General features: G+C 71.7%; 21 protein-coding genes and 1 pseudogene. 7 read left to right on the top strand and 15 right to left on the bottom strand.

Going from position 1 to position 21,268, the window contains the following annotated elements:
• Positions 1-196 precede the first annotated feature (196 nt).
• Genes ACFYZJ_RS02360 through ACFYZJ_RS02370 form a run of 3 tightly spaced genes read right to left on the bottom strand, consistent with a single transcriptional unit; the run spans position 197 to position 2,053 of the window.
• Positions 197-958 carry a DUF3710 domain-containing protein gene (locus ACFYZJ_RS02360; protein ID WP_388561927.1) on the bottom strand — a complete coding sequence of 254 codons (762 nt, stop codon included), beginning with the start codon at positions 956-958 and terminating at the stop codon, positions 197-199.
• A 1-nt stretch (position 959) separates the two neighbouring features.
• Complete coding sequence (dut, locus tag ACFYZJ_RS02365) at positions 960-1,472, bottom strand: dUTP diphosphatase (RefSeq protein WP_388561929.1); 513 nt, start codon at positions 1,470-1,472, stop codon at positions 960-962.
• On the bottom strand, positions 1,469-2,053 hold the full coding sequence (locus tag ACFYZJ_RS02370; protein ID WP_388561931.1) for a PaaI family thioesterase: 585 nt from the start codon (positions 2,051-2,053) through the stop codon (positions 1,469-1,471). The genes dut and ACFYZJ_RS02370 overlap by 4 nt, the downstream gene beginning before the upstream one ends.
• A 58-nt stretch (positions 2,054-2,111) precedes the next feature.
• On the opposite strand from ACFYZJ_RS02370, the gene ACFYZJ_RS02375 reads away from it, so the two are divergent.
• Entirely contained in the window at positions 2,112-2,585 is a 474-nt protein-coding gene (locus ACFYZJ_RS02375) for a DUF3093 domain-containing protein (protein ID WP_388561933.1), read from the top strand.
• Positions 2,586-2,650: 65 nt separating this feature from the next.
• Here ACFYZJ_RS02375 and ACFYZJ_RS02380 read toward each other — a convergent pair whose 3' ends face one another.
• From ACFYZJ_RS02380 to ACFYZJ_RS02395, 4 genes are all read right to left on the bottom strand, one after another.
• Complete coding sequence (locus ACFYZJ_RS02380) at positions 2,651-3,559, bottom strand: hypothetical protein (RefSeq protein ID WP_388561935.1); 909 nt, start codon at positions 3,557-3,559, stop codon at positions 2,651-2,653.
• Between the two features lie 13 nt (positions 3,560-3,572).
• Entirely contained in the window at positions 3,573-3,869 is a 297-nt protein-coding gene (locus ACFYZJ_RS02385; protein ID WP_003993510.1) for a DUF4193 domain-containing protein, read from the bottom strand.
• A gap of 392 nt (positions 3,870-4,261) precedes the next feature.
• Positions 4,262-5,497, bottom strand: a complete 1,236-nt coding sequence (locus ACFYZJ_RS02390) for a sensor histidine kinase (protein ID WP_388562214.1) — start codon at positions 5,495-5,497, stop codon at positions 4,262-4,264.
• 5 nt (positions 5,498-5,502) lie between these two features.
• Positions 5,503-6,156 carry a response regulator transcription factor gene (locus ACFYZJ_RS02395; protein WP_010353034.1) on the bottom strand — a complete coding sequence of 218 codons (654 nt, stop codon included), beginning with the start codon at positions 6,154-6,156 and terminating at the stop codon, positions 5,503-5,505.
• A gap of 420 nt (positions 6,157-6,576) precedes the next feature.
• Between ACFYZJ_RS02395 and ACFYZJ_RS02400 the strand changes: the two genes are divergently transcribed.
• Positions 6,577-6,750: a hypothetical protein gene (locus tag ACFYZJ_RS02400; protein WP_388561937.1), complete on the top strand. Its 174-nt coding sequence runs from the start codon at positions 6,577-6,579 to the stop codon at positions 6,748-6,750.
• Between the two features lie 216 nt (positions 6,751-6,966).
• Here ACFYZJ_RS02400 and ACFYZJ_RS02405 read toward each other — a convergent pair whose 3' ends face one another.
• Positions 6,967-7,797 (bottom strand): inositol monophosphatase family protein, encoded by an 831-nt coding sequence (locus ACFYZJ_RS02405; protein WP_388561939.1) that lies wholly within the window; start codon positions 7,795-7,797, stop codon positions 6,967-6,969.
• On the bottom strand, positions 7,794-8,921 hold the full coding sequence (locus ACFYZJ_RS02410; protein ID WP_388561941.1) for a ferrochelatase: 1,128 nt from the start codon (positions 8,919-8,921) through the stop codon (positions 7,794-7,796). The genes ACFYZJ_RS02405 and ACFYZJ_RS02410 overlap by 4 nt, the downstream gene beginning before the upstream one ends.
• A 38-nt stretch (positions 8,922-8,959) precedes the next feature.
• On the opposite strand from ACFYZJ_RS02410, the pseudogene ACFYZJ_RS02415 reads away from it, so the two are divergent.
• The 3 genes and pseudogenes from ACFYZJ_RS02415 to sepH all read left to right on the top strand — a co-directional run.
• Positions 8,960-9,210: pseudogene (locus tag ACFYZJ_RS02415) on the top strand (hypothetical protein); the annotation flags it as partial.
• Positions 9,170-10,489 carry a D-arabinono-1,4-lactone oxidase gene (locus tag ACFYZJ_RS02420; protein ID WP_388561943.1) on the top strand — a complete coding sequence of 440 codons (1,320 nt, stop codon included), beginning with the start codon at positions 9,170-9,172 and terminating at the stop codon, positions 10,487-10,489. The pseudogene ACFYZJ_RS02415 and the gene ACFYZJ_RS02420, both read left to right, overlap by 41 nt.
• A gap of 493 nt (positions 10,490-10,982) precedes the next feature.
• Positions 10,983-12,020, top strand: coding sequence for a septation protein SepH (gene sepH / locus ACFYZJ_RS02425; RefSeq protein ID WP_388561945.1), 1,038 nt, complete (start codon positions 10,983-10,985; stop codon positions 12,018-12,020).
• 88 nt (positions 12,021-12,108) lie between these two features.
• On the opposite strand, the gene ACFYZJ_RS02430 is transcribed toward sepH, so the two are convergent.
• Positions 12,109-12,963, bottom strand: coding sequence for a sulfurtransferase (locus tag ACFYZJ_RS02430; RefSeq protein ID WP_388561947.1), 855 nt, complete (start codon positions 12,961-12,963; stop codon positions 12,109-12,111).
• A gap of 318 nt (positions 12,964-13,281) precedes the next feature.
• Between ACFYZJ_RS02430 and ACFYZJ_RS02435 the strand changes: the two genes are divergently transcribed.
• A complete protein-coding gene (locus ACFYZJ_RS02435) occupies positions 13,282-14,178 on the top strand; it encodes a VOC family protein (protein ID WP_388561949.1) in 897 nt (298 codons plus the stop codon).
• Positions 14,179-14,209: 31 nt separating this feature from the next.
• On the opposite strand, the gene ACFYZJ_RS02440 is transcribed toward ACFYZJ_RS02435, so the two are convergent.
• From ACFYZJ_RS02440 to ACFYZJ_RS02455, 4 genes are all read right to left on the bottom strand, one after another.
• Positions 14,210-14,860 (bottom strand): thymidine kinase, encoded by a 651-nt coding sequence (locus ACFYZJ_RS02440; RefSeq protein WP_388561951.1) that lies wholly within the window; start codon positions 14,858-14,860, stop codon positions 14,210-14,212.
• A gap of 103 nt (positions 14,861-14,963) precedes the next feature.
• Complete coding sequence (locus tag ACFYZJ_RS02445; RefSeq protein WP_388561953.1) at positions 14,964-16,154, bottom strand: alkaline phosphatase family protein; 1,191 nt, start codon at positions 16,152-16,154, stop codon at positions 14,964-14,966.
• A complete protein-coding gene (locus tag ACFYZJ_RS02450) occupies positions 16,154-16,741 on the bottom strand; it encodes a DUF5998 family protein (protein WP_388561955.1) in 588 nt (195 codons plus the stop codon). The genes ACFYZJ_RS02445 and ACFYZJ_RS02450 overlap by 1 nt, the downstream gene beginning before the upstream one ends.
• A gap of 51 nt (positions 16,742-16,792) precedes the next feature.
• Positions 16,793-19,606, bottom strand: a complete 2,814-nt coding sequence (locus ACFYZJ_RS02455) for a GNAT family N-acetyltransferase (RefSeq protein WP_388561957.1) — start codon at positions 19,604-19,606, stop codon at positions 16,793-16,795.
• 157 nt (positions 19,607-19,763) lie between these two features.
• Between ACFYZJ_RS02455 and ACFYZJ_RS02460 the strand changes: the two genes are divergently transcribed.
• Positions 19,764-20,045: an HPr family phosphocarrier protein gene (locus ACFYZJ_RS02460; RefSeq protein WP_103844608.1), complete on the top strand. Its 282-nt coding sequence runs from the start codon at positions 19,764-19,766 to the stop codon at positions 20,043-20,045.
• A 347-nt stretch (positions 20,046-20,392) separates the two neighbouring features.
• Here the strand turns inward: ACFYZJ_RS02460 and ACFYZJ_RS02465 are convergent, their stop codons facing one another.
• Complete coding sequence (locus tag ACFYZJ_RS02465) at positions 20,393-21,088, bottom strand: GntR family transcriptional regulator (protein WP_388561959.1); 696 nt, start codon at positions 21,086-21,088, stop codon at positions 20,393-20,395.
• Between the last annotated feature and the right edge of the window lie 180 nt (positions 21,089-21,268).

Below are 21,268 nucleotides of genomic sequence, written 5' to 3' on the forward strand. Positions count from 1 at the left end.
CAGCTGCGCACGCTGCGTCGACCTTACGGCCAACAATCACCGCATATGGGGCGTGAGACGTGGGGTGGGGCATCTTTGACGCATCCCTGATGCAGCCCTGCGGGCCGGTGTCCGCCACGGGGAAAGCACGCGGGGCCGCGCCCCTCGGCGAGGGTGCGGCCCCATGGTGGTGCTGCCCTCGACAGCGTCCCGCCTGCTAGCGGACCTCGGTGATCTCCGGGCCGCGCTGGAGCTGGCCCATGCCGCCGGAGAAGCGGGAGGCGCCTTCCTCCTGCTGGACGCCCTCGGGCACCATCTGCGCATCGTTCGGCAGCTTCAGGACGATCGGGTCGCGCGGCGCCATCGGGCCGTCGCCACGGACCACGACCGTGTCGCGGAAGATCTGCTCGAGCAGACCGGCGGCCTCCGGCTGCACGGCGCCCTGCCCGGAGATCACGCCCCGCAGGAACCAACGGGGCCCGTCCACGCCGACGAACCGCACGACCTGGAAACCGCTCGTGCCGTCCGGCAGCTGCACCGGCACCTGCGCGCGCAGCTCCCAGCCCAGCGGCCCCTCGACCTCGTCGACGATGCCACCCTGCTGGGTGATGCCGCCGGCGATCTCCTCGCGCACCTCGCCCCAGATGCCCTCGCGCTTGGGCGCGGCGAACGCCTGGAGCTGGATGGCACTGTCGCGCAGTACGACGGTCGCCGCGACGATCGCGTCGCCGGCGACCTCGACGCGCAGCTCCATGCCCTCGACCCCGGGCACGAACAGCCCGCCCAGGTCGACCCGGCCCTCGCCGGGCTCGCGGACCTCGGACACGTCCCAGGGCCCGTCGGGCCTGGGCTCCGGCTCGAGCCTCACGCGCTCGCGCTCGACCTCGTCGTCCGCCTCAGTGTCGACACCGTCGACGACCTGCTCGGCCTCGCCGGCCGCGTCCTCGGCGGCACCCTTCTTCTTGCGACGTCCGAACACGTCACTGTCCTTCCCGGTCGGATACGACCGAAGCGTATCGATTCCCACCCGTTGTGCCGCCCACGGCGGCATGACCGCCGGTGGACCCGAAGCCCCCCTCGGCCCGCGCGGAGTCGGGAAGCTCCGCGACCTCCTGGAAGCGGACCCTCTCGACCTGCTGGACGACCAGTTGGGCAATCCGGTCGAAGCGCTCGAACCGCACGGACTCGCGCGGGTCGAGATTCACCACGATCACCTTGATCTCCCCACGGTACCCGGCATCCACCGTCCCCGGGGCATTGACGAGGGCGACACCGCAGCGTGCGGCGAGACCGGACCGCGGATGCACGAAGGCCGCGTACCCCTCGGGGAGCGCCACAGACACGCCCGTGGGGAGAACGGCCCGTTCGCCGGGTGCCAGTTCGCAGTCGACGGTGGTGCGCAGGTCGGCTCCCGCGTCACCGGGATGCGCGTACGCCGGAAGCGGTACGTCCGGGTCGACGCGCCGGATCAGCACGTTCACGGGGTCGCTCACGGGTTCACCTCGAACGCTCGTACACGCCGGAGCTGGTCCGGGTCGTCCATGGCCGCCTGGATCTCCTGCGGGCGGCCGTGCTCGGTGAAGTGGTCCACCTTCACCTCGACGAACAGGGCCTCGGCACGGACGGCGACGGGTCCCTCGGGGCCGCCGATCCGCCCGGTCGCCCTCGAGTAGATCTTCCGCCCCGCCACCGCCGTCACTTCGGCCTCCAGATACAGCACGGTACCCACGGGCACGGGCCGTACGAAGTCGGTCTCCAGCCGTCCTGTGACCGCGATGGTGCGCAGCAGCCAGCTCAGCGAGCCGAGGGTCTCGTCGAGGGCGGTGGCGAGGACCCCGCCGTGGGCGAGGCCGGGCGCGCCCTGGTGGGCGGGCCGGACGGTGAACTCGGCGGTGACGGACACGCCCTCACCGGCCCGCGCCTCCAGACGCAGCCCGTGCGGCTGCTCTCCGCCGCACCCGAAGCACTGCCCGTAGTGGGCGCCGAGGGGCTCGCCCGGCGCGGGAGCGTCGGGGTGCCGTACGGGTGCCACCGCGTCGGCGGGGGGTGTCAGACCGGAGGAAGTACCACTCACAGGCGCAGACCTTACCCGCGCGTGAACGGGCCGCTGACACCGTGCCAAGCTTGGCTTCATGCAGCTCTCCGCGTCGCCGTACGAAGAACGCCTGACCGCGCCCCGCTCCTGGTGGCTGATGTGCCTCCTGGTCGGTGTGGCCATGGCACTGGTGCTGCTGCCGTTCGGCACGCTTCCGCTGCTCGGCGGGCTGGTCGGCGGCACCGCGGCCTCGGCGGTCGTGGCCAGTTCCTACGGCTCCATCCGCATCCGTGTGGTCGGCGACGCGCTGATCGCGGGCGAGGCGAAGATCCCGGTGTCGGCGCTCGGCGAGGCGGAGGTGCTGGACCAGGAGGAGGCCCGCGCCTGGCGCACGTACAAGGCGGACACGAGGGCTTTCATGCTGCTGCGCGCGTACATCCCGACGGCCCTGAAGGTCGAGGTCACGGATCCGGCCGACCCGACGCCGTACCTGTACCTGTCGACCAGGGAACCGGAGAAGCTGGCGGCGGCGATCAAGGCGGCCCGGGCGGAGAGCCGGGGCACGCTGTAGGCCCGCTGCACGCCGAGGTCGCCCGGGGCACGCCGAGAGGCCTCCGGGGCGCCCGGTACGGCCGCTCACTCCCCGAGCGGCGAAGGGCCCGGTGGCTGCTCCAACGGCGGCAGTTCCGGCAGTGCCTCCCACGGCACCTGCATCCTGCGCAGATCCTTGCGGATCCGCTGCGCGACCCTCCGGGTGTCGCGGCGGTTCATGACCGCGCCCACCGCTGCCCCCACCATGAACGGCATCAGGTTCGGCAGGTCCCGCACCATGCGCTTCATGATCCGTTGCCGCAGTTCCCGCTTCATGCGTCCGCCGAGGGCGGCGTCGATGGTGGCGGGGTTGGTCATGTCGATCCCGCGTTCGCCGGCCCAGGACCTCAGATACAGGGTGCTGCGCTGAGCGAGGGTGCCCGGCGGCCGCAGCCCGTAGACCTCGTGCAGTTCGGCGATCAGTTTCAGCTCGATCGCCGCGACGCCGGTGATCTCCGCGGCCAGCTCGGTCGGCATGGCCGGCGGCACCGGAAGCATCGCCGCGGCGCCGACTCCGGCACCGACCGTGGCCGTCGCCCCCGCCGCACCGGCGACCAGTTTGTCGGCGATCTCCTCGGGGCCGAGCCCGGGGAACTGCCGACGCAGGGTGGCGAGGTCCCGTACCGGGATGCGCGGGGCCATGTCGATGATCCGGTCGGCGAGATGCGCCAGAGCCGCCCTGGCCGCGTTGCCGCCCTTGCGGACGCCTTCCCGGATTCCTGTGCGGATTCCCTCACGGACGGCGACCGCACGGCGTCGTGCGGCAGGTGCCGGAGGGTCGGCCGGCACCAGGGGCCCCACCGGGGCCGCCGGGGCGTGCGGTTCGAGCGAGGCTGTTCCCTCACCGGAAGAGCCCCGCTCGTCGTCACGTACGCCGTGGGAGCCCTTGTCGGGCTCCTGGTCCACTCCCCTGCTCGGGAAGCGGCGCTTCCAAGGAGGGGTCGAGCCGGTCACGGCCGACCCGGCCTCAGTCGCAGTCGCGGCAGATCGGCTGACCGTTCTTCTCCCGGGCCAGCTGGCTGCGGTGGTGCACCAGGAAGCAGCTCATGCAGGTGAACTCGTCCTGCTGCTTCGGGAGCACCCGGACGGCCAGCTCCTCGTTGGAGAGGTCGGCGCCCGGCAGCTCCAGGCCCTCTGCGGCCTCGAACTCGTCGACGTCTACGGCGGAGGCGGACTTGTCGTTCCGCCGGGCCTTCAGCTCTTCAAGGCTGTCGGAGTCGACGTCGTCGTCGGTCTTGCGTGGGGTGTCGTAATCCGTTGCCATTTCGCTCTCCCCCTCTGGGTGTCTGCGGTGTCTCCAGCGCACGTAACGCGTGAGAGGCCGGACTTGTGCCCGCCTCGAGGCGGAGATTTTGCCTCACATCAAGGTCTGTTACTCAATCGACACCCAACCGGACTCCTCAAGAGTGATCGGCTTGGATGGCGAAGCGGACCGTACACGGTCCTGGTGCCACAGTTCAAAGGCATCTCACCGCCTACTACCCGTGATCAAGGCACCGGAAAACCCGGATATTCCGGGTTTGTGGGCGCTCGCAGCGTCACGGAGAGTGGGTGGCTGAAAAGCCTGCCGTGTGATCGATCGCACACGGTACAACCCGGAACGCTTGTCCGAAAATTCCGCGCAAAGCGAACGTCGGGTGAGGTCCCGGCACGAGCTCAGAGCGGCAGGGTGACACGCATCACAAGGCCACCCCCTTCGCGCGGCTGTGCGCTGATGTGGCCGCCGTGGGCGCGTGCGACGGACCTCGCGATGGACAGGCCCAGGCCCACGCCCTTGTCGCTGCCCGTGCGTTCCGTGCGTAGCCGGGTGAAGGGCTCGAAGAGGTTGTCGATCTCGTACGCGGGAACCACGGGGCCGGTGTTCGAGACGACCAGCACCGCCTGGCCGTGCTGGGCCTGGGTGGTCACCTCGACCCAGCCGCCCTCCGGAACGTTGTAGCGCACCGCGTTCTGCACGAGGTTCAAGGCGATCCGCTCCAGCAGGACGCCATTGCCCTGGACGACCACGGGGGCGCGCTCACCGCGGATCTCGACGCCCTTGGCCTCCGCCTCGGCATGCACCTGGTCGATGGCCTGAGAGGCCACCTCGGCGAGGTCCACCGGCTTGCGCTCGACGATCTGGTTGTCGCTGCGGGCGAGCAGCAGCAGGCCCTCCACGAGCTGCTCGCTGCGCTCGTTGGTGGCGAGCAGCGTCTTGCCGAGCTGCTGCAGTTCGGCGGGCGCCCCCGGGTCGGACAGGTGCACCTCGAGGAGCGTGCGGTTGATGGCGAGCGGGGTGCGCAGCTCGTGCGAGGCGTTGCCGACGAACCGCTGCTGGGCCGTGAACGCCCGCTGCAGCCGCTCCAGCATGTCGTCGAAGGTGTCCGCGAGCTCCTTCAGCTCGTCGTCCGGGCCGTCCAGCTCGATACGGCGGGACAGGTCCGAGCCGGCCACCGCGCGCGCGGTGCGGGTGATGCGGCCGAGCGGCGAGAGCACGCGGCCGGCCATCGCGTACCCGAAGGCGAAGGCGATCACGGCGAGGCCGAGCAGGGCCAGCAGCGAGCGGCTGAGCAGGTCGTCCAGGGCGTGCTGGCGCTGTTGGTTCGCACAGGCGCTCAGCGCGTCGTTGAGTTCGCCCGCCTGTGCCGGTGACTGCGGCAGGTTGCAGGTGTCGCTGACGACCTGGCCCGAGACGATCTTGAACGGCAGGTCGCTGCCCACGTTGAGCGCGTGCGCCGCGAACAGGTAGATGATCGACAGCAGCAGGATGCCGGCGATCAGGAACATGCCGCCGTACAGCAGCGTGAGCCTTATGCGGATGGTCGGGCGCAGCCAGGGGAACGGCAGTTCCGGCCTGCGGGGGTCCCAGGTGGGCTTGGGCGGTGCCGTGGGTGGTGCCGGTGTCGTGGCCACGGTCATCAGATCCGGTATCCGGAGCCGGGAACGGTGACGATGACGGGAGGCTCGCCGAGCTTGCGGCGCAGCGTCATCACGGTCACGCGTACCACGTTGGTGAAGGGGTCGGTGTTCTCGTCCCAGGCCTTCTCCAGCAGTTGCTCGGCCGAGACGACCGCGCCCTCGCTGCGCATGAGGACCTCCAGGACGGCGAACTCCTTGGGGGCGAGCTGCACCTCACGGCCGTCACGGAAGACCTCGCGGCGGTTGGGGTCGAGCTTGATCCCGGCGCGCTCCAGGACGGGCGGCAGCGGCACGCTCGTGCGCCGGCCGAGGGCACGCACGCGCGCGATGAGCTCGCTGAACGCGAACGGCTTCGGGAGATAGTCGTCGGCGCCGATCTCCAGGCCCTCCACGCGGTCGCTGACGTCGCCGGACGCGGTGAGCATCAGCACGCGCGTGGGCATGCCGAGCTCGACGATCTTCCGGCACACGTCGTCGCCGTGCACGAGCGGGAGGTCGCGGTCGAGGACGACCACGTCGTAGTCGTTGACGCCGATGCGCTCCAGGGCGGCCGCACCGTCGTACACGACGTCGACGGCCATGGCCTCCCGGCGCAGTCCGGTGGCCACCGCATCGGCGAGCAGCTGCTCGTCCTCGACGACGAGTACGCGCACGTCGCTTGTCCTTCCTCTGTCCACCCGGGTCACCCGTTTGCGGGCAGCCCACGGGCAGGTTCTGTCACGGGTTGAGGCCTCCATCCTGCCCTTTTCGACCGTAAACCGGCTGTAAGACGGCGGGAAGCGGCCGTGGGGGCGGATCCCGAGGTCCGGGGATGCGAAATTTTCTCGCACGGTTGAGGTTTCCCCCGGAGGGAGCGGGGGGAGGACGGCTTTACACCCCGCGATCACGCTCTGCATGTGGCACACCACCACGTGGTCGGCTGCTCACCGTTTCCCGTAGAGCGGGCGTGGGTGTCCGGCACCGTCGCCGCCCAGCCAGGGCTGCGCTGGGCACCCAATGGAGACGTGATCGCCCCTTCCCATACGGCACACCCCCGTGCCACCGACCCACGACCCAGGACGAGGGGGCGCAGCATGGACGCATTCACCGCAGGACTTCTGCAGCGCATACGGGCGACCGAGTCCGACCTGACGCGGGCCCGCGAAACCGGCGACGACTTCCTCGCGGAGGTTGAGCAGTCGGAGCTCGACGACCTGCACCGCCTTGCCGCCGAGCACGGTGTGGAAGTCACCGCGACGCGCGTCTGATCAGCTCGCAGCAGGCGGGGCCCCGGCAGATCCAGGCCGGGGCCCCGTTTCGCGTCGTACGGCAGCCTCCGGCGACGCGACGGCCCGTGACGGGCCCACGGGGGCACGGACGTGGGGGGGGACGTCCTGGGAAGGCATGGATGCCGGAGGGACGTCCCGGACGGGCCCGGCGAGCCGGGCCCCGCCCGTCCGGGACGGGCCCGGCTCGGCGGGTCCTCAGTCGTGCCAGGCCCCCAGTTCGTCCAGCCTCCTCTGGAGGTGTTCGAAGAGGGGCGGTGGGGCCGCGATCGTCAGTTCCGGGGAGATCTGCTCCCCGGGGCGGCCCCCGGTTCGGGCGCCCGCCTCGCGGGCGATCAGGTCGCCCGCCGCGTAGTCCCAGGGGTTCAGGCCGCGCTCGTAGTACGCGTCCAGGCGGCCCGCCGCCACATCGCACAGGTCGATCGCGGCGGAGCCGCCCCGGCGGATGTCCCGCACCTCGGGGATCAGCTGCCGGACCACCTCGGCCTGGTGCGCCTTGCGCTCGGCGAGATAGCCGAACCCGGTGCTCACCAGGGCGAGGCCCAGCTCTGGAGCGGGGCGCACGCGCGCGGGGCGGTCGTTCAGGAACGCGCCGCCGCCCAGGACCGCCCGGAAGGTCTCCCCGCGCACGGGTGCGTGGACCACCCCGGCGAGCGTCTCCCCGTCCTTGCGGGCCGCGATGGAGATCGCCCAACTGGGCAGCCCGTACAAGTAGTTGACGGTACCGTCGATGGGGTCGATCACCCACTCGACACCGCTCGTGCCCGCGACGCTGGCACCTTCCTCGCCGAGCAGGCCGTCGTCGGGCCGGCGGTCGGCGAGCAGCCCGGTGATCAGCTTCTCGGCGGCGATGTCCATCTCGGTGACGACGTCGATGGCGCTGGACTTGGTGGCGGCCACCCCGAGGTCGTCGGGGCGCCCCTCGCGCAGGAAGGAGCCCGCGCGCGTGGCGGCCTCCAGCGCGATCCGGAGGAGTTCGGCCTTCAGCCGTTCGATCGGTTCGGACTGCTCGGTCACGGTGCTCCTCATGCGTACGGGCTGTCGGCGCCCGCGGCGGCGGGCTTGGGGGCACGGGCCGGGCAGCACCCGACCGGACAGACGTTGTGGCTCGGGCCCAGTGCCCCGAGGGCGCACGGGGTCACCTGCTGCCCGCGCTCGGTCGCGGCGCGCTCGACGATCAGGTCACGGATCGCGGCGGCGAACCGCGGGTCGGCGCCCACGGTGGCCGAGCGGCGCACCGGCAGCCCCAGCTCCCCGGCCTTCGCCGTGGCCTCCGTGTCGAGGTCGTACAGCACCTCCATGTGGTCCGAGACGAACCCGATGGGCGCCATCACGACCGCCGGGACCCCGGCGCCGTGCAGCTCCTCGAGGTGGTCGCAGATGTCGGGCTCCAGCCACGGGATGTGCGGTGCGCCCGAGCGCGACTGGTACACGAGCTGCCAGGGGTGGTCGACGCCGGTACGCTCACGCACCGCTTCGGCGATCAGCCGCGCCACGTCCAGGTGCTGCTCGACGTACGCCCCGCCGTCCCCGTGCTCCTCGGCCGGGCCGGAGGTGTCGGCCGCGGACGTCGGGATGGAGTGCGTGGTGAAGGCGATGTGCGCACCGGCCCGTACCTCCTCGGGAAGGTCGGCGAGGGAGCTCAGGACGCCCTCGATCATCGGTTCCACGAAGCCCGGGTGGTTGAAGTAGTGCCTCAGCTTGTCGACCCGCGGCAGCTCGAGCCCCTCGGCCTCCAGGGTCGCCAGAGCCCCGGCGAGGTCCTCGCGGTACTGACGGCAGCCGGAGTACGAGGCGTACGCGCTGGTGGCGAGGACCAGGATGCGGCGGTGGCCGTCGGTGACCATCTGGCGCAGGGTGTCGGTCACATAGGGCGCCCAGTTGCGGTTGCCCCAGTAGACGGGCAGGTCCAGGCCGTGGTCGGCGAAGTCCTTGCGGAGGGCGTCGAGCAGGGCGCGGTTCTGGCTGTTGATGGGGCTGACCCCGCCGAAGAGGAAGTAGTGCTGCCCCACCTCCTTCAGGCGCTCCTTGGGGATGCCCCGTCCCCGGGTCACGTTCTCCAGGAACGGGACCACGTCGTCCGGGCCCTCCGGGCCTCCGAACGAGAGGAGCAGCAGGGCGTCGTACGGGCTGGCGTCGAGTGCGTCGGGCATGTCTCCGATCCTGCCACCCGCCACCGACAACATGGCGGGCCACCCACCGCCGACGATTGCTGGGCGCATGTGCCGGGGCCGTGAGTATGATCCCCCTCCTACTGGTCGGAAACTTACGCGCTGTTTCCGACCACGGCGCTGTTCGTTGCGGGCCGTCCGTCGCACCTCGGTGATCACCACGGCCCTCGTCGAAAGGCCGTACGGGCGTCACCGGCCGGGCAGGCCGGATCCGCGGCGGGGAGGGTCCCATGAGCACCACAGTGAGCGGGAAGAACGGCACGTGGCGTAACTGGGCGGGCAACGTCACCGCCCGGCCCGTACGGGCGGTCACCCCCGCCTCGGTCGAGGAGCTCTCCGCCGCCGTGCGCAAGGCGGCCGAGGACGGCCTCAGGGTGAAGGCCGTCGGCACCGGGCACTCCTTCACGGCCGCCGCCGCCACCGATGGTGTGTTGATCCGCCCTCAACTGTTGAGCGGCGTCCGCAGGATCGATCGCGAGGCGGGCACGGTCACCGTCGGGGCGGGCACCTCGCTCAAGAGGCTCAACATGGCGCTCGCGCGCGAGGGGCTGTCGCTGACGAACATGGGCGACATCATGGAGCAGACCGTCTCCGGCGCCACCAGCACCGGCACGCACGGCACCGGCCGCGACTCGGGCTCGATCGCCGCGCAGATCAAGGGACTCGAACTGGTGACGGCGGACGGCTCGGTGCTCACCTGTTCGGAGCGGGAGAACCCGGACGTCTTCGCGGCCGCCCGCATCGGCCTGGGCGCACTCGGGATCATCACCGCGGTCACCTTCGCGGTGGAACCCCTCTTCCTGCTCACGGCGCGGGAGGAGCCGATGCCGTTCGACAAGGTCCTCGCCGACTTCGACGAACTGTGGGCCGAGAACGAGCACTTCGAGTTCTACTGGTTCCCGCACACCGGGAACACCAACACCAAGCGCAACAACCGCAGCCTCGGGCCGCGGCGGCCGGTCGGACAGGTGGGCGGCTGGTTCGAGGACGAGTTCCTCTCCAACGGCGTCTTCCAGGTGGCCAACTGGGTCGGCCAGGCCGTGCCCGCCACGATCCCGGCGATCGCCCGGATATCGAGCCGCGCCCTGTCGGCGCGCACCTACACCGACATCGCCTACAAGGTCTTCACCTCCCCGCGCCGGGTGCGGTTCGTGGAGATGGAGTACGCCGTCCCGCGCGAGGCCCTGGTGGAGACCCTGCGTGAACTGAAGGCCATGGTGGACCGGTCGGACCTGCGCGTCAGCTTCCCCGTCGAGGTCCGTACCGCTCCGGCCGACGACATCGCCCTGTCCACGGCGTCCGGCCGGGACAGCGCCTACGTCGCCGTACACATGTTCCGCGGGACGCCCTATCAGGCGTACTTCACCGCCGCGGAGCGCATCTTCACGGCGCACCAGGGGCGCCCGCACTGGGGCAAGGTGCACACGCGCGACGCGGAGTACCTGGCCAAGGCCTACCCGCGCTTCGCCGAGTTCACCACCCTGAGGGACCGCCTCGACCCGGACCGGCGCTTCGGCAACGACTATCTGCGCCGGGTGCTGGGATCCTAGAGGGCCCGTTGCGGGTCCGCCCGCCTCGCCGACTCCCCGCCATGGCCACCGTGGGCTGAGGGACGCTCAGGAAGGCGACGGCGCCCGAAGTGAATCGTTCCGTTTCTTCCGGTCGGATGAAGTACGCCACGTTTGACGGCCGCGAAAACGGCGCATCGGACCGCCAACTCGTACCCCTTGCCAGAACTTGGGCGGCGTGCCGATCCACGCGCATGGCCCGAATGGAGTACTGTTGCGAGCCCTGGGTCCGGTCTCCCGCCAGGGTGTCCGGGGCCTTGCTGGACCGCCGGGAGGGGGCTAGTTGCACAGGGTGACAGAGTTGGTCACTTTGCGTTGCGAAAAGGTAACCGTGCCATAACGGCGATCCAGGGCCCGCGCCCGACACGCCGGGCAACTCGGCAAGGTTGTGGCAGGCTGCACCCGGGCAGGCCACACTCGACTAGCGGAAGCAGCGACGCACGTGACGTCGGCAGGCACCACCCGGGAGGTCCCCATGCCCGAACTGCGTGTCGTGGCCGTCTCCAATGACGGCACACGGCTGGTGCTGAAGGCTGCGGACAGCACGGAGTACACGCTTCCGATCGACGAACGGCTCCGCGCCGCCGTGCGCGGCGATCGTCCCCGCCTCGGCCAGATCGAGATCGAGGTGGAGAGCCATCTCCGCCCCCGCGACATCCAGGCCCGGATACGTGCCGGTGCGTCCGCGGAGGAGGTCGCCCAGCTCGCCGGTATCCCCGTCGACCGCGTGCGCCGCTTCGAGGGACCCGTCCTGGCCGAGCGCGCCTTCATGGCCGAGCGGGCCCGCAAGACACCCGTGCGCCGGCCGGGCGAGAACACCGGTCCGCAGCTCGGCGAGGCCGTGCAGGAGCGGCTGCTGCTGCGCGGCGCAGAGAAGGACACCGTCCAGTGGGACTCCTGGCGCCGCGACGACGGCACCTGGGAGGTGATCCTGGTCTACCGGGTGGCGGGCGAACCGCACTCGGCGACCTGGACCTACGACCCGCCCCGACGGCTCGTCCAGGCCGTCGACGACGAGGCGCGCTCACTGATCGGCGAGTCCGACGACCTCACGGCGCCCGAGCCGAGCTACCCCTTCGTGCCGCGGATCGCACGTCTGCCCCGCGAGGGCCGGCTGGACCGCGCCCCGGAGCGGCAGACGGACCGTCCCGCACTGCCGTCGCAGGCGTCCGAACCCGCGGAGGAGAGCACCCAGGAGCGCGACTCACTCACCAGCCTCCTGGAGGCGGTGCCGAGCTTCCGCGGCGACCTGGTGGTGCCCGAGCGGCCCGCGGAGGAGCCGGAGGAGCCCGTTCAGGAACCCGCGGCGGAGGAACCTCCCGCGCCCGCGGCCTCGGCCGGGTCCGCGTACGCGGACGTTCTCATGCCGCGCACGGTCGGCAGCCACCGCGACCGTCTGATCGGCGCGACGGACCGCCAGGCCGAGGCGGACGGTGTCCGCCCGGGCCGCAGGGCGGCGGTCCCGAGTTGGGACGAGATCGTGTTCGGTACGCGCCGCAAGAAGCAGGAGTAGCCGGACCGGGCGGACTTGTGGGGTCCCGGACCGGAGCCAGCCCTGTCGGCGGGGCGCACGTCAATCGGCGTGCGCCCCGCCGTCGCGTTCACTGCGGGTCGGGGCCCACCGCGACGGGGCGGTTGCTGTCCGACGACCACTCCGACCACGACCCCACGTACAGCGCGGCCGGGATGCCCGCGAGCGTCAGCGCCAGCACCTCCTGGGCGGCTGAGACGCCCGAGCCGCAGTACACACCGACCTCGATGCCCTCGGTCGCGCCGAGTGCCTTGAAACGCTCGGCGAGTTCGTCCTGAGGCAGGAAGCGGCCGGTTCCGGTCAGGTTCTGCGCCGTCGGTGCCGACACCGCGCCCGGAATGTGCCCGCCCACCGGGTCGATCGGCTCGACCTCGCCCCGGTAGCGCTCACCGGCCCGCGCGTCCAGGAGCAACCCCGTCCGGGCGAGCGCCGCGGCGCCGTCCGCGTCCAGCAGCGGCAGGGCGCCCGGCACGGGCCGGAAGTCGCCCGGCTCGGGCGCCGCTTCGGTCCCGGAGGCCAGGGGCCCCTCCCAGGCGGACAGCCCGCCGTCGAGCACCCGCACATCCGGGTGACCCGTGAAGCGCAGCAGCCACCAAGCGCGTGCGGCGGCCCAGCCCGGTCCGCCGTCGTACACCACGACCGGCCGGTCCGAAAAGACGCCGGCGGCCCGCATCGCCGCACCGAAACGCTCCATGTCGGGCAGCGGATGCCGGCCGACCGGACCCGGCGGATCCGCCAGATCGGCGTCCAGATCGACGAACACGGCCCCCGGAATGTGCCCGGCCGCGTACTCGGCACGGCCGTCGAAAGGAACGACACCGGTCGCCGTCGCGGTGCTCAGCTGCCAGCGGATGTCCAGGAGCGTCGGCGGCCGCGCTCCCGCCAGTTCGCTCGCGAGTTCGGATGCGGAGATGATGGCCTTCATGGCCACCATCCTCGCGCACGGGGTGGCCCTGTCGCCCGGCTCCGGCTACTCTGCTCCGCCGGAGAGGTTCGATCACCCGCTGTACGGGATCGAGCACACGCCGTAAGGTCGATGACCACACACGGCGATCACATCGCGAGGCCGACCACCGTCCCATCGAGCCTCCTGCGGCCGGCAAGGCGCCGCAGCGCACGGCGCGGCCGGAGCCCGTGGTGCGACCGGTGGTGCGACCATCGGCAGGACCGTGCACGCGCGCCCACCCGGCACAGGTGCACGCCGGCGGAAGCTGAACGGCCACCACGAAGGGCCGAGGAGAGAATGACGATGATCGAGGCACCGGGGTCGGCGGGACCGACCGGCACGGCGCACGAGAGACACGCGCCGGGCACACCCTGCTGGGTGAGTCTGATGGTGCACGGGATGGCCGCGACCCAGCAGTTCTACCGGGCGCTGTTCGGCTGGGAGTTCCGCCCGGGACCACGGCAGCTCGGGCCCTATGTGAGGGCGCTGCTGCACGGCCACGAGGTGGCGGGCATCGGCCAACTGCCGCCGGACCGCCATCTTCCGATCGCCTGGACGCCGTACCTCGGCTCGCACGACGTGGACGCGACCGCCGAGACGGTCCGCAGTTGCGGCGGCACGGTCGGGGTCGGTCCCCTCGTGGCCGCCGAGGCCGGGCGGCTGGCGATCGCCTGCGACCCGACGGGCGCGGTGTTCGGCATCTGGCAGGCGGCCGAGCACCCGGTGCCGCAACAGGCGACGTTCCCCCCGTCGCGACGCCCGGCCACGACGCCGCTCCTTGACGGGCAGACGTCGCCTGCCGGGGCACTGCGCACGGGTCTTCCGGGACTCCCCGGCACTCCTGCCTGGAACGAGCTGCTCACCTACGACACGGCGAGCGTCGCCCCGTTCTACCGGAACGTCTTCGGCTACGAGGAGGAGCCCGCGGCCACCGACGACTCCGACTACCGCACCCTGCGCATCGAGGGTCGTCCCGTCGCCGGCATCCGCGGCGTCGGACACGCCCTGCCGCGCGACCGGGGCCCGCACTGGATGACGTACTTCCAGGTGGAGGACGCCGACGTGGCCGCGGAGCGGGTCACCGAGCTGGGCGGACACGTCGTACGCCCCGGCTGCGACAGCGCCCTGGGCCGTACGGTGACGGTCGCGGACCCCGAGGGCGCGACGTTCTCGGTGGTGAGCCCGCTCGACTGAGCGTGCTTCTCGTGGGTGAATCGCCGGGGCGTCAGGTGGACGACACCGGAAGGACGTCCGGGGAGAGGGCCGCCGCGCGGGCGGCGGCCGCCGTCATACGGCGCCGGTGGTGGCGGCGGCACAGCACCTCGTAACCGATCTCGTCCGCCGAGTGGTTCACATCGCCCACGACGACCTGGGCGCCCTCGACCACCATCTCGCCGCCCACCGTGCGGGCGTTGTGCGTGGCGCGGGCGCCGCACCAGCACAGCGCCTCCACCTGGAGCACCTCGACCCGGTCGGCCAGCTCCACCAGGCGCTGCGAGCCGGGGAACAGTTTGGTGCGGAAATCGGTCGTGATGCCGAAGGCGTAGACGTCGAGGCCGAGGTCGTCCACCACGCGAGCCAGCTGGTCTATCTGCTCCGGGGCCAGGAACTGCGCCTCGTCCGCGATCACGTAGTCGGCTCGTCCTCCCTGGGAGAGGTGGTCGACGACGTGGGCGTACAGGTCCTGCCCGTCGGCCACCTCCACCGCGTCGGTGACCAGACCGAGGCGGGAGGAGAGCTTGCCCTCGCCGGCCCGGTCGTCGCGGGTGAAGATCATGCCCACGAGGCCGCGCGCGGAGCGGTTGTGCTCGATCTGGAGAGCCAGTGTCGACTTCCCGCAGTCCATGGTTCCGGAGAAGAACACCAGCTCGGGCATGGGTGGTTGCGGCCTTTCGGGCGGGGCGGAGGGCATGGGGGATCTTCAGGAGCGTACTGGGCGCGCGGGCGCGCGCCACGCTGGGGTGGAGGTCAGACGGAGGTCAGGTGCGGACTTCCAGCAGGGGCACCAGCTGTTCCACGGCCGTCATCGAGCCGTGGTTGCCGACCATGGCCGACTCCTTCGGCTCCCGCTCGGAGGCGATGATCAGCACGTCGTCGCGGGCCGCCGCGACCACGTCACCGATGCGTGCGTACACGCGGTCGTCGATGTGCGGGCCGAACCAGCCCGCCGTGATCGCCTCGTCCCGCGAGGCCACCCAGAACTGCTCGCCAAGAACCTCGCGCCAGCAGGTCAGGACGTCGTTCTCGGCGCCCGGCAGCGCGTAGACGTGTCGTGCGCGCCCCTCGCCGCCGAGGAGGGCTACTCCGGCGCGCAGCTCCCAGTCCTCGTCGAAGTCGAGGCGGTGCCGCTCGTCGAACGGGATGTCGAGCATGCCGTGGTCGGCGGTCACATACAGGGCGGTGCGCGGCGGCAGTTGCTCGGCCAGGCGCTGGACCAGCCGGTCGACGTACATGAGCTGGCCACGCCAGGTGTCGGAGTCGACGCCGAACCGGTGGCCCGCGCCGTCCAGCTCGGAGTAGTACGTGTACACCAAGGAGCGCTCTCCGGCGGCCAGTTGCTCCGCCGCCAGGTCCATGCGGTCCTCACCGGTCAGCTTCCCGTGGAACGTTCCGCCGCTGAGCGCGACCTTCGTCAGCGGGGTGTTCTCGAACGCCGGGGAGGTCACCTGGGCGGTGTGCACACCGGCGGCGTGGGCGAGCTGGAACACGGTGGGGTACGGCTGCCAGACCTGCGGCGCGGTCCACGGCTGCCAGCGCAGCTGGTTCATCAGCTCCCCGGTCTCCGGGTTGCGCACCGTGTAGCCGGGCAGGCCGTGCGCGCCCGGGGGCAGACCGGTGCCGACGGAGGCCAGCGAGGTCGCCGTGGTCGCCGGGTAGCCGGCGGTGATCGGCCGGCCGGTGCCGCCGCGGGAGGACGCCAGGAGCGACGTCATGAAGGGCGCCTCGTCGGGGTGCGCCTTCAGCTGTTCCCAGCCGAGCCCGTCGATCAGGAAGACGCAGTTGCGGTCGGCGGCGGTCAGTTCAGGTATGGCAGCACTCTGGCCGGGCACGCCCATGCCCGCCGCCAGGGTGGGCAGGAGATCGGCCAGCGAGCCGGAGCCGTACTCGGGGACGGGGGCGGAGCCGAGGGCCAGCGGCTCCGGGTGGTCGGCCCAGGCGGGGAGCGCCATCAGCGGGAGTCGTCCGCGGTCGCCTCGGAGAGGGACTGGGCGAAGACGAGCGCCTGGCGCACCGTCTCCGGGCCGTCCCCGGCCTCGCTGACGCGCAGGCTCAGGTCGTCCGCCGTGGAGCTGCCCGTGTAGCCGTGGTCTGCCTCGCAGTTGGGGTCGCCGCAGGCGGCGGGTTCCAGGTCGATACGGGAGACGGCGCCCCAGCCGATGGTCAGGACGACCTCGCGGGGCAGTGTGCCCGGGGTGTAAGACTCCGGGTTGGCGACGACGCGGCTGACGACGACCGACGCGATCCGGCCGAGCTTGACGGATTCCGTCGACGTCGTCGCGTAAGGCGTCGGGGAGGTGTCGTCCGCGGCCTGCTCGTCGGTGTGGCTCACGATGAACCGGGTGCCGGTGAGGACCAGCACGGTCACGTGTCGGCGCACCTCGTTGGCGTCGAAGGTGGTCTCCTGGTGGACCAGGTACGACCGGATGGGCTCGCCGCCCACCGCGGCTTCCACCGCCTCGGCCACGAGCGCCGGGTAGTAGCCGCTGCGCTCGATCGCCGTGCGCAGCCCCTGGGTCGTCGTACTGGTCTTGGCCATGCCGTCCATCCTACGGGGGCCCACTGACTGCGAGGCACCGCTCGTCGCCGCTCAGTAGACCGGGAGCCTGCGCGGGCCGAGGTCGTCGCGGGTGGGCGGGGGTGCGAGGCGCACGGTGGCGCCGAGGACGCTCAGGCCGCGCGGGGCGACCACGACGGGCTCCAGGGTGACCGCGACGACCTCCGGATGGTCGTCGACCAGCCGCGACACGCGCAGCAGCAGTTCCTCGAGGGCGGCCGTGTCCACGGGATCGGAGCCGCGCCAGCCGAACAGGAGCGGGGCCGTCCGGATCGACCGGACCAGCGAGGCGGCGTCCCGATCGGTGACCGGAATCAGTCGGTGCGCCATGTCGCCGAGCAGCTGGGAGGCGGCCCCGGCGAGCCCGAACGACAGGACGGCGCCGGCCGCCGGGTCGATGACCGTCCGTACGAAGGTGTCGACGCCGCGTGGCGCCATGCCCTGCACGACCGGCCGCAGCTCCCCCGGCTTTCCGAACAGGGATGTCAACTCGGCGTAGGCCCGCAGCAGTTGCTCCTCGTCGGCGAGGTCGAGGCGTACGCCGCCGAGGTCTGCGCGGTGGCGCAGATGCGGGGCGGTGGCCTTGAGCGCCACCGGGTAGCCGATCGCGCGGGCGGCCTCGAGCGCGGTCTCCGGGCCGGGAGCAGGCAGCGCCCTGCGGACGTGGATGCCGTAGCGCGCGAGCAGGTCGCAGGTCTCCTCGGTGCCCAGGGTGAGCCCCTGGCCGCGGGTGAGCAGGTGGTCGATCAGCTCGGCTGCACCCTTCTCGTCGATGTCGGCGAACTCGGGAACCTTGCCGGGCTCGGCGGCCTCCCGCCGCCACTGCGCGTACTTGACGGCTTCGGCGAGGGCCCGGACCGCGCGCTCGGCGGCGGGGTAGGCGGGGATGAGGCGGGAGCCGGGCGGTGCCTCGGTCGCAGTCGGCCGTAGCGCATCCGCGACCTCGTTCTGCAGTCGCTCCGCGGTGCCGGCCTGGGGCCCCGTGCTCGCGGCGGCGGACAGCGCCTCCGCCAGCCCGCCCAGCTCCACGTGCACCACGAGTACGGGCTTCGCCGGAGCCGCAGCGGCGGCCGACCGCAGCGCCTCGGCCAGCTCCGCGTCCCCCGGGGACGTCTCCCCCACCGCCGGTATCGCCGTGACGACCACGGCATCGCAGGAGTCGTCGGCGAGCGCGGCGACCAACGCCCGGTGGAAGTCCTCGGCCGACGCCTCCGTCGTGAGGTCGAGCGGCGGCGAGGGCCGCAGGCCCTCCGTCAGGCAGGCGTCGTACGTCAGCAGACCCAGAGACTCCGAGTTCCCGAGGATCGCCACCCGGGGCCCGGCGGGCAGTGGCTGGCGGGCCAGCAGCAGGCCCGCGTCCACCAGTTCCGTGATCGTGTCCACCCGGATCACCCCGGCCTGCCGCAGCAGCGCGGACACCGTCGCGTGCGGCAGCCGTGTGGCCCGTACCGCGTGCCCCTGCGGCGCGCCTCCGTGCCGCGCACCCTGCACCACCACGAGTGGCTTGGACGCCGCCGTGCGCCGAGCGAGCCGGTTGAACTTGCGCGGGTTGCCGATGGTCTCCAGATACATCAGGGCGACGTCGGTGTCCGGGTCGTCGTACCAGTACTGGAGGACGTCGTTGCCGGAGACGTCCGCACGGTTCCCGGAGGAGACGAAGGTCGAGACACCTGTGACACCAGTCACACCCCCACCGCGCCGGTGCAGCCGTGACAGCAGGGCGATCCCGATGGCGCCGGACTGGGCGAACAGCCCTATCCGACCGGGGCGCGGCATCTCGGGGGCGAGGGAGGCGTTGAGCCGGACCTGCGGCGAGGTGTTGATGATCCCGAAGGCGTTGGGCCCGATGATCCGCATGCCGTACGACCGCGCCTGTCGCACCAGTTCCCGCTGCCGTTCCCGCCCCTCGGGCCCGCTCTCGGCGTAGCCGGCGGAGACGACCACGAGCCCCTGCACCCCGTGCTCCCCGCACTCGGTGACGACCTCGGGGACGTGCTCGGCCGGCACGGCCACGACGGCGAGGTCGACCGGGTCGGTGATGTCGCGGACGCAGCGGTGGGCCGGGATGCCGTCCAGTTCCTTCTGGTCCACGGGGAACGCCCGGTTCACCGCGTACAGGCGGCCGGTGTACCCGCCGTCCCTGAGATGGTCGAGAACGCTGCGCCCCACTCCCCCGGGCGTGCGGCCGGCGCCGATCACGGCGACCGCGCCGGGTGCGAGCAGCCGCTGCACGGACCGCGCCTCGGCCCGCTGCTCCCGGGCCTGCTGCACGGCCAGCGACCGGTCGGTGGGCTCCAGGTCGAACTCGAGGCGTACGACACCGTCCTCGAAGCTGCGCTTCTGCTGGTACCCGGCGTCCGTGAACACCTTGATCATCCGGGTGTTGGCGGGCAGCACCTCGGCGGCGAACCGGCGGATGCCGCGCTCCCTGGCCACCGCCGCGATGTGTTCGAGCAGGGCGGAGGCGACGCCGCGCCCCTGGTGCGCGTCCTGCACGAGGAAGGCGACCTCGGCCTCGTCGGCGGGTGCGGTGGCGGGCAGGCCGTCGGTACCGATGCGGTCATAGCGTACGGTGGCGATGAACTCGCCGCCGACCGTGGCCGCGAGTCCCACCCTGTCCACAAAGTCGTGGTGCGTGAAGCGGTGGACGTCCTTGGCGGACAGGCGGGGGTACGGCGCGAAGAAGCGGTAGTACTTCGACTCGTCCGAGACCTGCTCGTAGAAGCTGACGAGGCGCTCGGCGTCATCGACGGTGATGGGCCTGATGCGCGCGGTGCCGCCGTCGCGCAGCACCACGTCGGCCTCCCAGTGGGCGGGGTACTCGTGCCGGTCCGACGCGGTCTGCATGGGCCCCAGGGTAAGGCTCGCGTCGGTAGGCGGCGCGAGGCAGGCTGAGGGGACCACGCATGGCCCGCTCGAGGACGGGACGCCGCCCTCTCCCGGGCTCGCTTCACATATGGAACACTGGTCTAGACAACCCTGAACACCTGAAGGGCAGCAACACATGGCTGAGCGCCGCGTCAACGTCGGCTGGGCCGAGGGCCTCCACGCCCGCCCCGCCTCCATCTTCGTCCGGGCAGCCACGGCCTCCGGCATCCCGGTGACCATCGCCAAGGCCGGCGGCACCCCCGTCAACGCCGCGTCGATGCTGGCGGTTCTGGGCCTCGGCGCCCAGGGCGGCGAGGAGATCGTCCTGGCCTCGGACGCGGAGGGCGCGGACGCCGCGCTCGACCGCCTGGCCAAGCTGGTCGCCGAGGGCCTCGAGGAACTCCCCGAGACCGTCTGACCCTTCGGGCAACAGCACACTGCTTCAGCCGCGTCGCCGGTCACGGCGACGCGGCTGCGTCATGTCGGGCGAGCTCCCGCCCGGAACGGGACCAGGCGATGACCACGGTCCTCGCGCAGGAATACAGAGGAACGCCGAGGAGCCGCGGGGAGCCGCGGAGGAATGTGGAGGGGCAGCGGAGGAATGCGGCGGGGCAGCGAGAACGGCACACGGCATTATTCGGTGGCGCACGGATAAGGCCGTACACGGCACGAAGAAATGGCGCACGCCGATTTCCGGACGCGCGCGAAAAAGGCAGCCGAAAGCAGGCCTCAGCCGGATATCCCTCTTTGTATACGGCGTCCGTGTTAATGCCGGAGCGCCGATATGTTTACGGGGTGTTGCGAAGTCCTCACACGGTCCACGCGCTCTTCCCCGCCGGGAAAGCGGAGCCGGTGGGCGGCGGTCGAGCGTTCCGTGTGCAGCGCCGTGATCGCCCGCGCCCGCTCGCTGTCCCCGCGCGCGACGGCGTCCACGATGCCGCCGTGCTCGGCCCAGGACTCCACCGGGTTGGCCGGCACGTCGACCGCGTACATCCATGTGATCTTGTGCCGCAACTGGGCGAGCGTCGAGGTCAGCGCGGGGCTCCCGCACGCCTGCGCCAGCGTCTCGTGGAACCAGCCGCCCAGGGAGCGCAGATCCTCACTGTTGCCCCTTCTGGCCCGCTCCTGGCCCAGCCTGACCAGGCCGCGCAGCACCTTCAGGTGAGCCTCGGTGCGTCGCTGCGCGGCCCGGGCGGCTCCGAGCGGCTCCAGCAGCATCCGCATCTCCAGCAGGTCGGCGGCCTCCTGCTCGGTGGGTTCCGCCACACACGCGCCCGCGTGTCGGCGGGTGACGACGAAGCCCTCGGCCTCCAGGGTGCGCAGCGCCTCCCGCACGGGGACACGGGAGACGCCGTAGCGCCGCGCGAGGAGTTCCTCGGTGAGTCGGCTGCCGCGCTCGTAGACACCCGCGACGATGTCATCACGGATCGCCGTGCAGACCGAGTGCGCCGGAATACGCATGACCGACCTCCGCCTTAATCCCCGTGAAACGTACGCGATTGACGCGTGTTCAACCGACTCTATTGCAGCGGGCCGGAATTTCCGACGGCGGGCCGGAATCCATGGATATTTTTTGGTCACACACCGTTCTGAAAGCGGACGACGGCCCCGGCTGGTCAGCCGGGGCCGTCGGGTGCGGGC

It is taken from the genome of Streptomyces sp. NPDC001848, assembly GCF_042891915.1.
Lineage (GTDB): Bacteria > Actinomycetota > Actinomycetes > Streptomycetales > Streptomycetaceae > Streptomyces.

What these genes read in the sequence shown, in the direction of transcription:
- ACFYZJ_RS02430 (WP_388561947.1), bottom strand. Translation starts at nt 12,963, where the DNA reads ATGAAGGCCATCATCTCCGCATCCGAACTCGCGAGCGAACTGGCGGGA.
- ACFYZJ_RS02455 (WP_388561957.1), bottom strand. Translation starts at nt 19,606, where the DNA reads ATGCAGACCGCGTCGGACCGGCACGAGTACCCCGCCCACTGGGAGGCC.
- ACFYZJ_RS02410 (WP_388561941.1), bottom strand. Translation starts at nt 8,921, where the DNA reads ATGCCCGACGCACTCGACGCCAGCCCGTACGACGCCCTGCTGCTCCTC.
- ACFYZJ_RS02435 (WP_388561949.1), top strand. Translation starts at nt 13,282, where the DNA reads ATGACGATGATCGAGGCACCGGGGTCGGCGGGACCGACCGGCACGGCG.
- ACFYZJ_RS02400 (WP_388561937.1), top strand. Translation starts at nt 6,577, where the DNA reads ATGGACGCATTCACCGCAGGACTTCTGCAGCGCATACGGGCGACCGAG.
- sepH (WP_388561945.1), top strand. Translation starts at nt 10,983, where the DNA reads ATGCCCGAACTGCGTGTCGTGGCCGTCTCCAATGACGGCACACGGCTG.
- ACFYZJ_RS02440 (WP_388561951.1), bottom strand. Translation starts at nt 14,860, where the DNA reads ATGCCCGAGCTGGTGTTCTTCTCCGGAACCATGGACTGCGGGAAGTCG.
- ACFYZJ_RS02375 (WP_388561933.1), top strand. Translation starts at nt 2,112, where the DNA reads ATGCAGCTCTCCGCGTCGCCGTACGAAGAACGCCTGACCGCGCCCCGC.
- ACFYZJ_RS02405 (WP_388561939.1), bottom strand. Translation starts at nt 7,797, where the DNA reads ATGAGGAGCACCGTGACCGAGCAGTCCGAACCGATCGAACGGCTGAAG.
- ACFYZJ_RS02420 (WP_388561943.1), top strand. Translation starts at nt 9,170, where the DNA reads ATGAGCACCACAGTGAGCGGGAAGAACGGCACGTGGCGTAACTGGGCG.
- ACFYZJ_RS02385 (WP_003993510.1), bottom strand. Translation starts at nt 3,869, where the DNA reads ATGGCAACGGATTACGACACCCCACGCAAGACCGACGACGACGTCGAC.
- ACFYZJ_RS02445 (WP_388561953.1), bottom strand. Translation starts at nt 16,154, where the DNA reads ATGGCGCTCCCCGCCTGGGCCGACCACCCGGAGCCGCTGGCCCTCGGC.
- ACFYZJ_RS02450 (WP_388561955.1), bottom strand. Translation starts at nt 16,741, where the DNA reads ATGGCCAAGACCAGTACGACGACCCAGGGGCTGCGCACGGCGATCGAG.
- ACFYZJ_RS02465 (WP_388561959.1), bottom strand. Translation starts at nt 21,088, where the DNA reads ATGCGTATTCCGGCGCACTCGGTCTGCACGGCGATCCGTGATGACATC.
- ACFYZJ_RS02460 (WP_103844608.1), top strand. Translation starts at nt 19,764, where the DNA reads ATGGCTGAGCGCCGCGTCAACGTCGGCTGGGCCGAGGGCCTCCACGCC.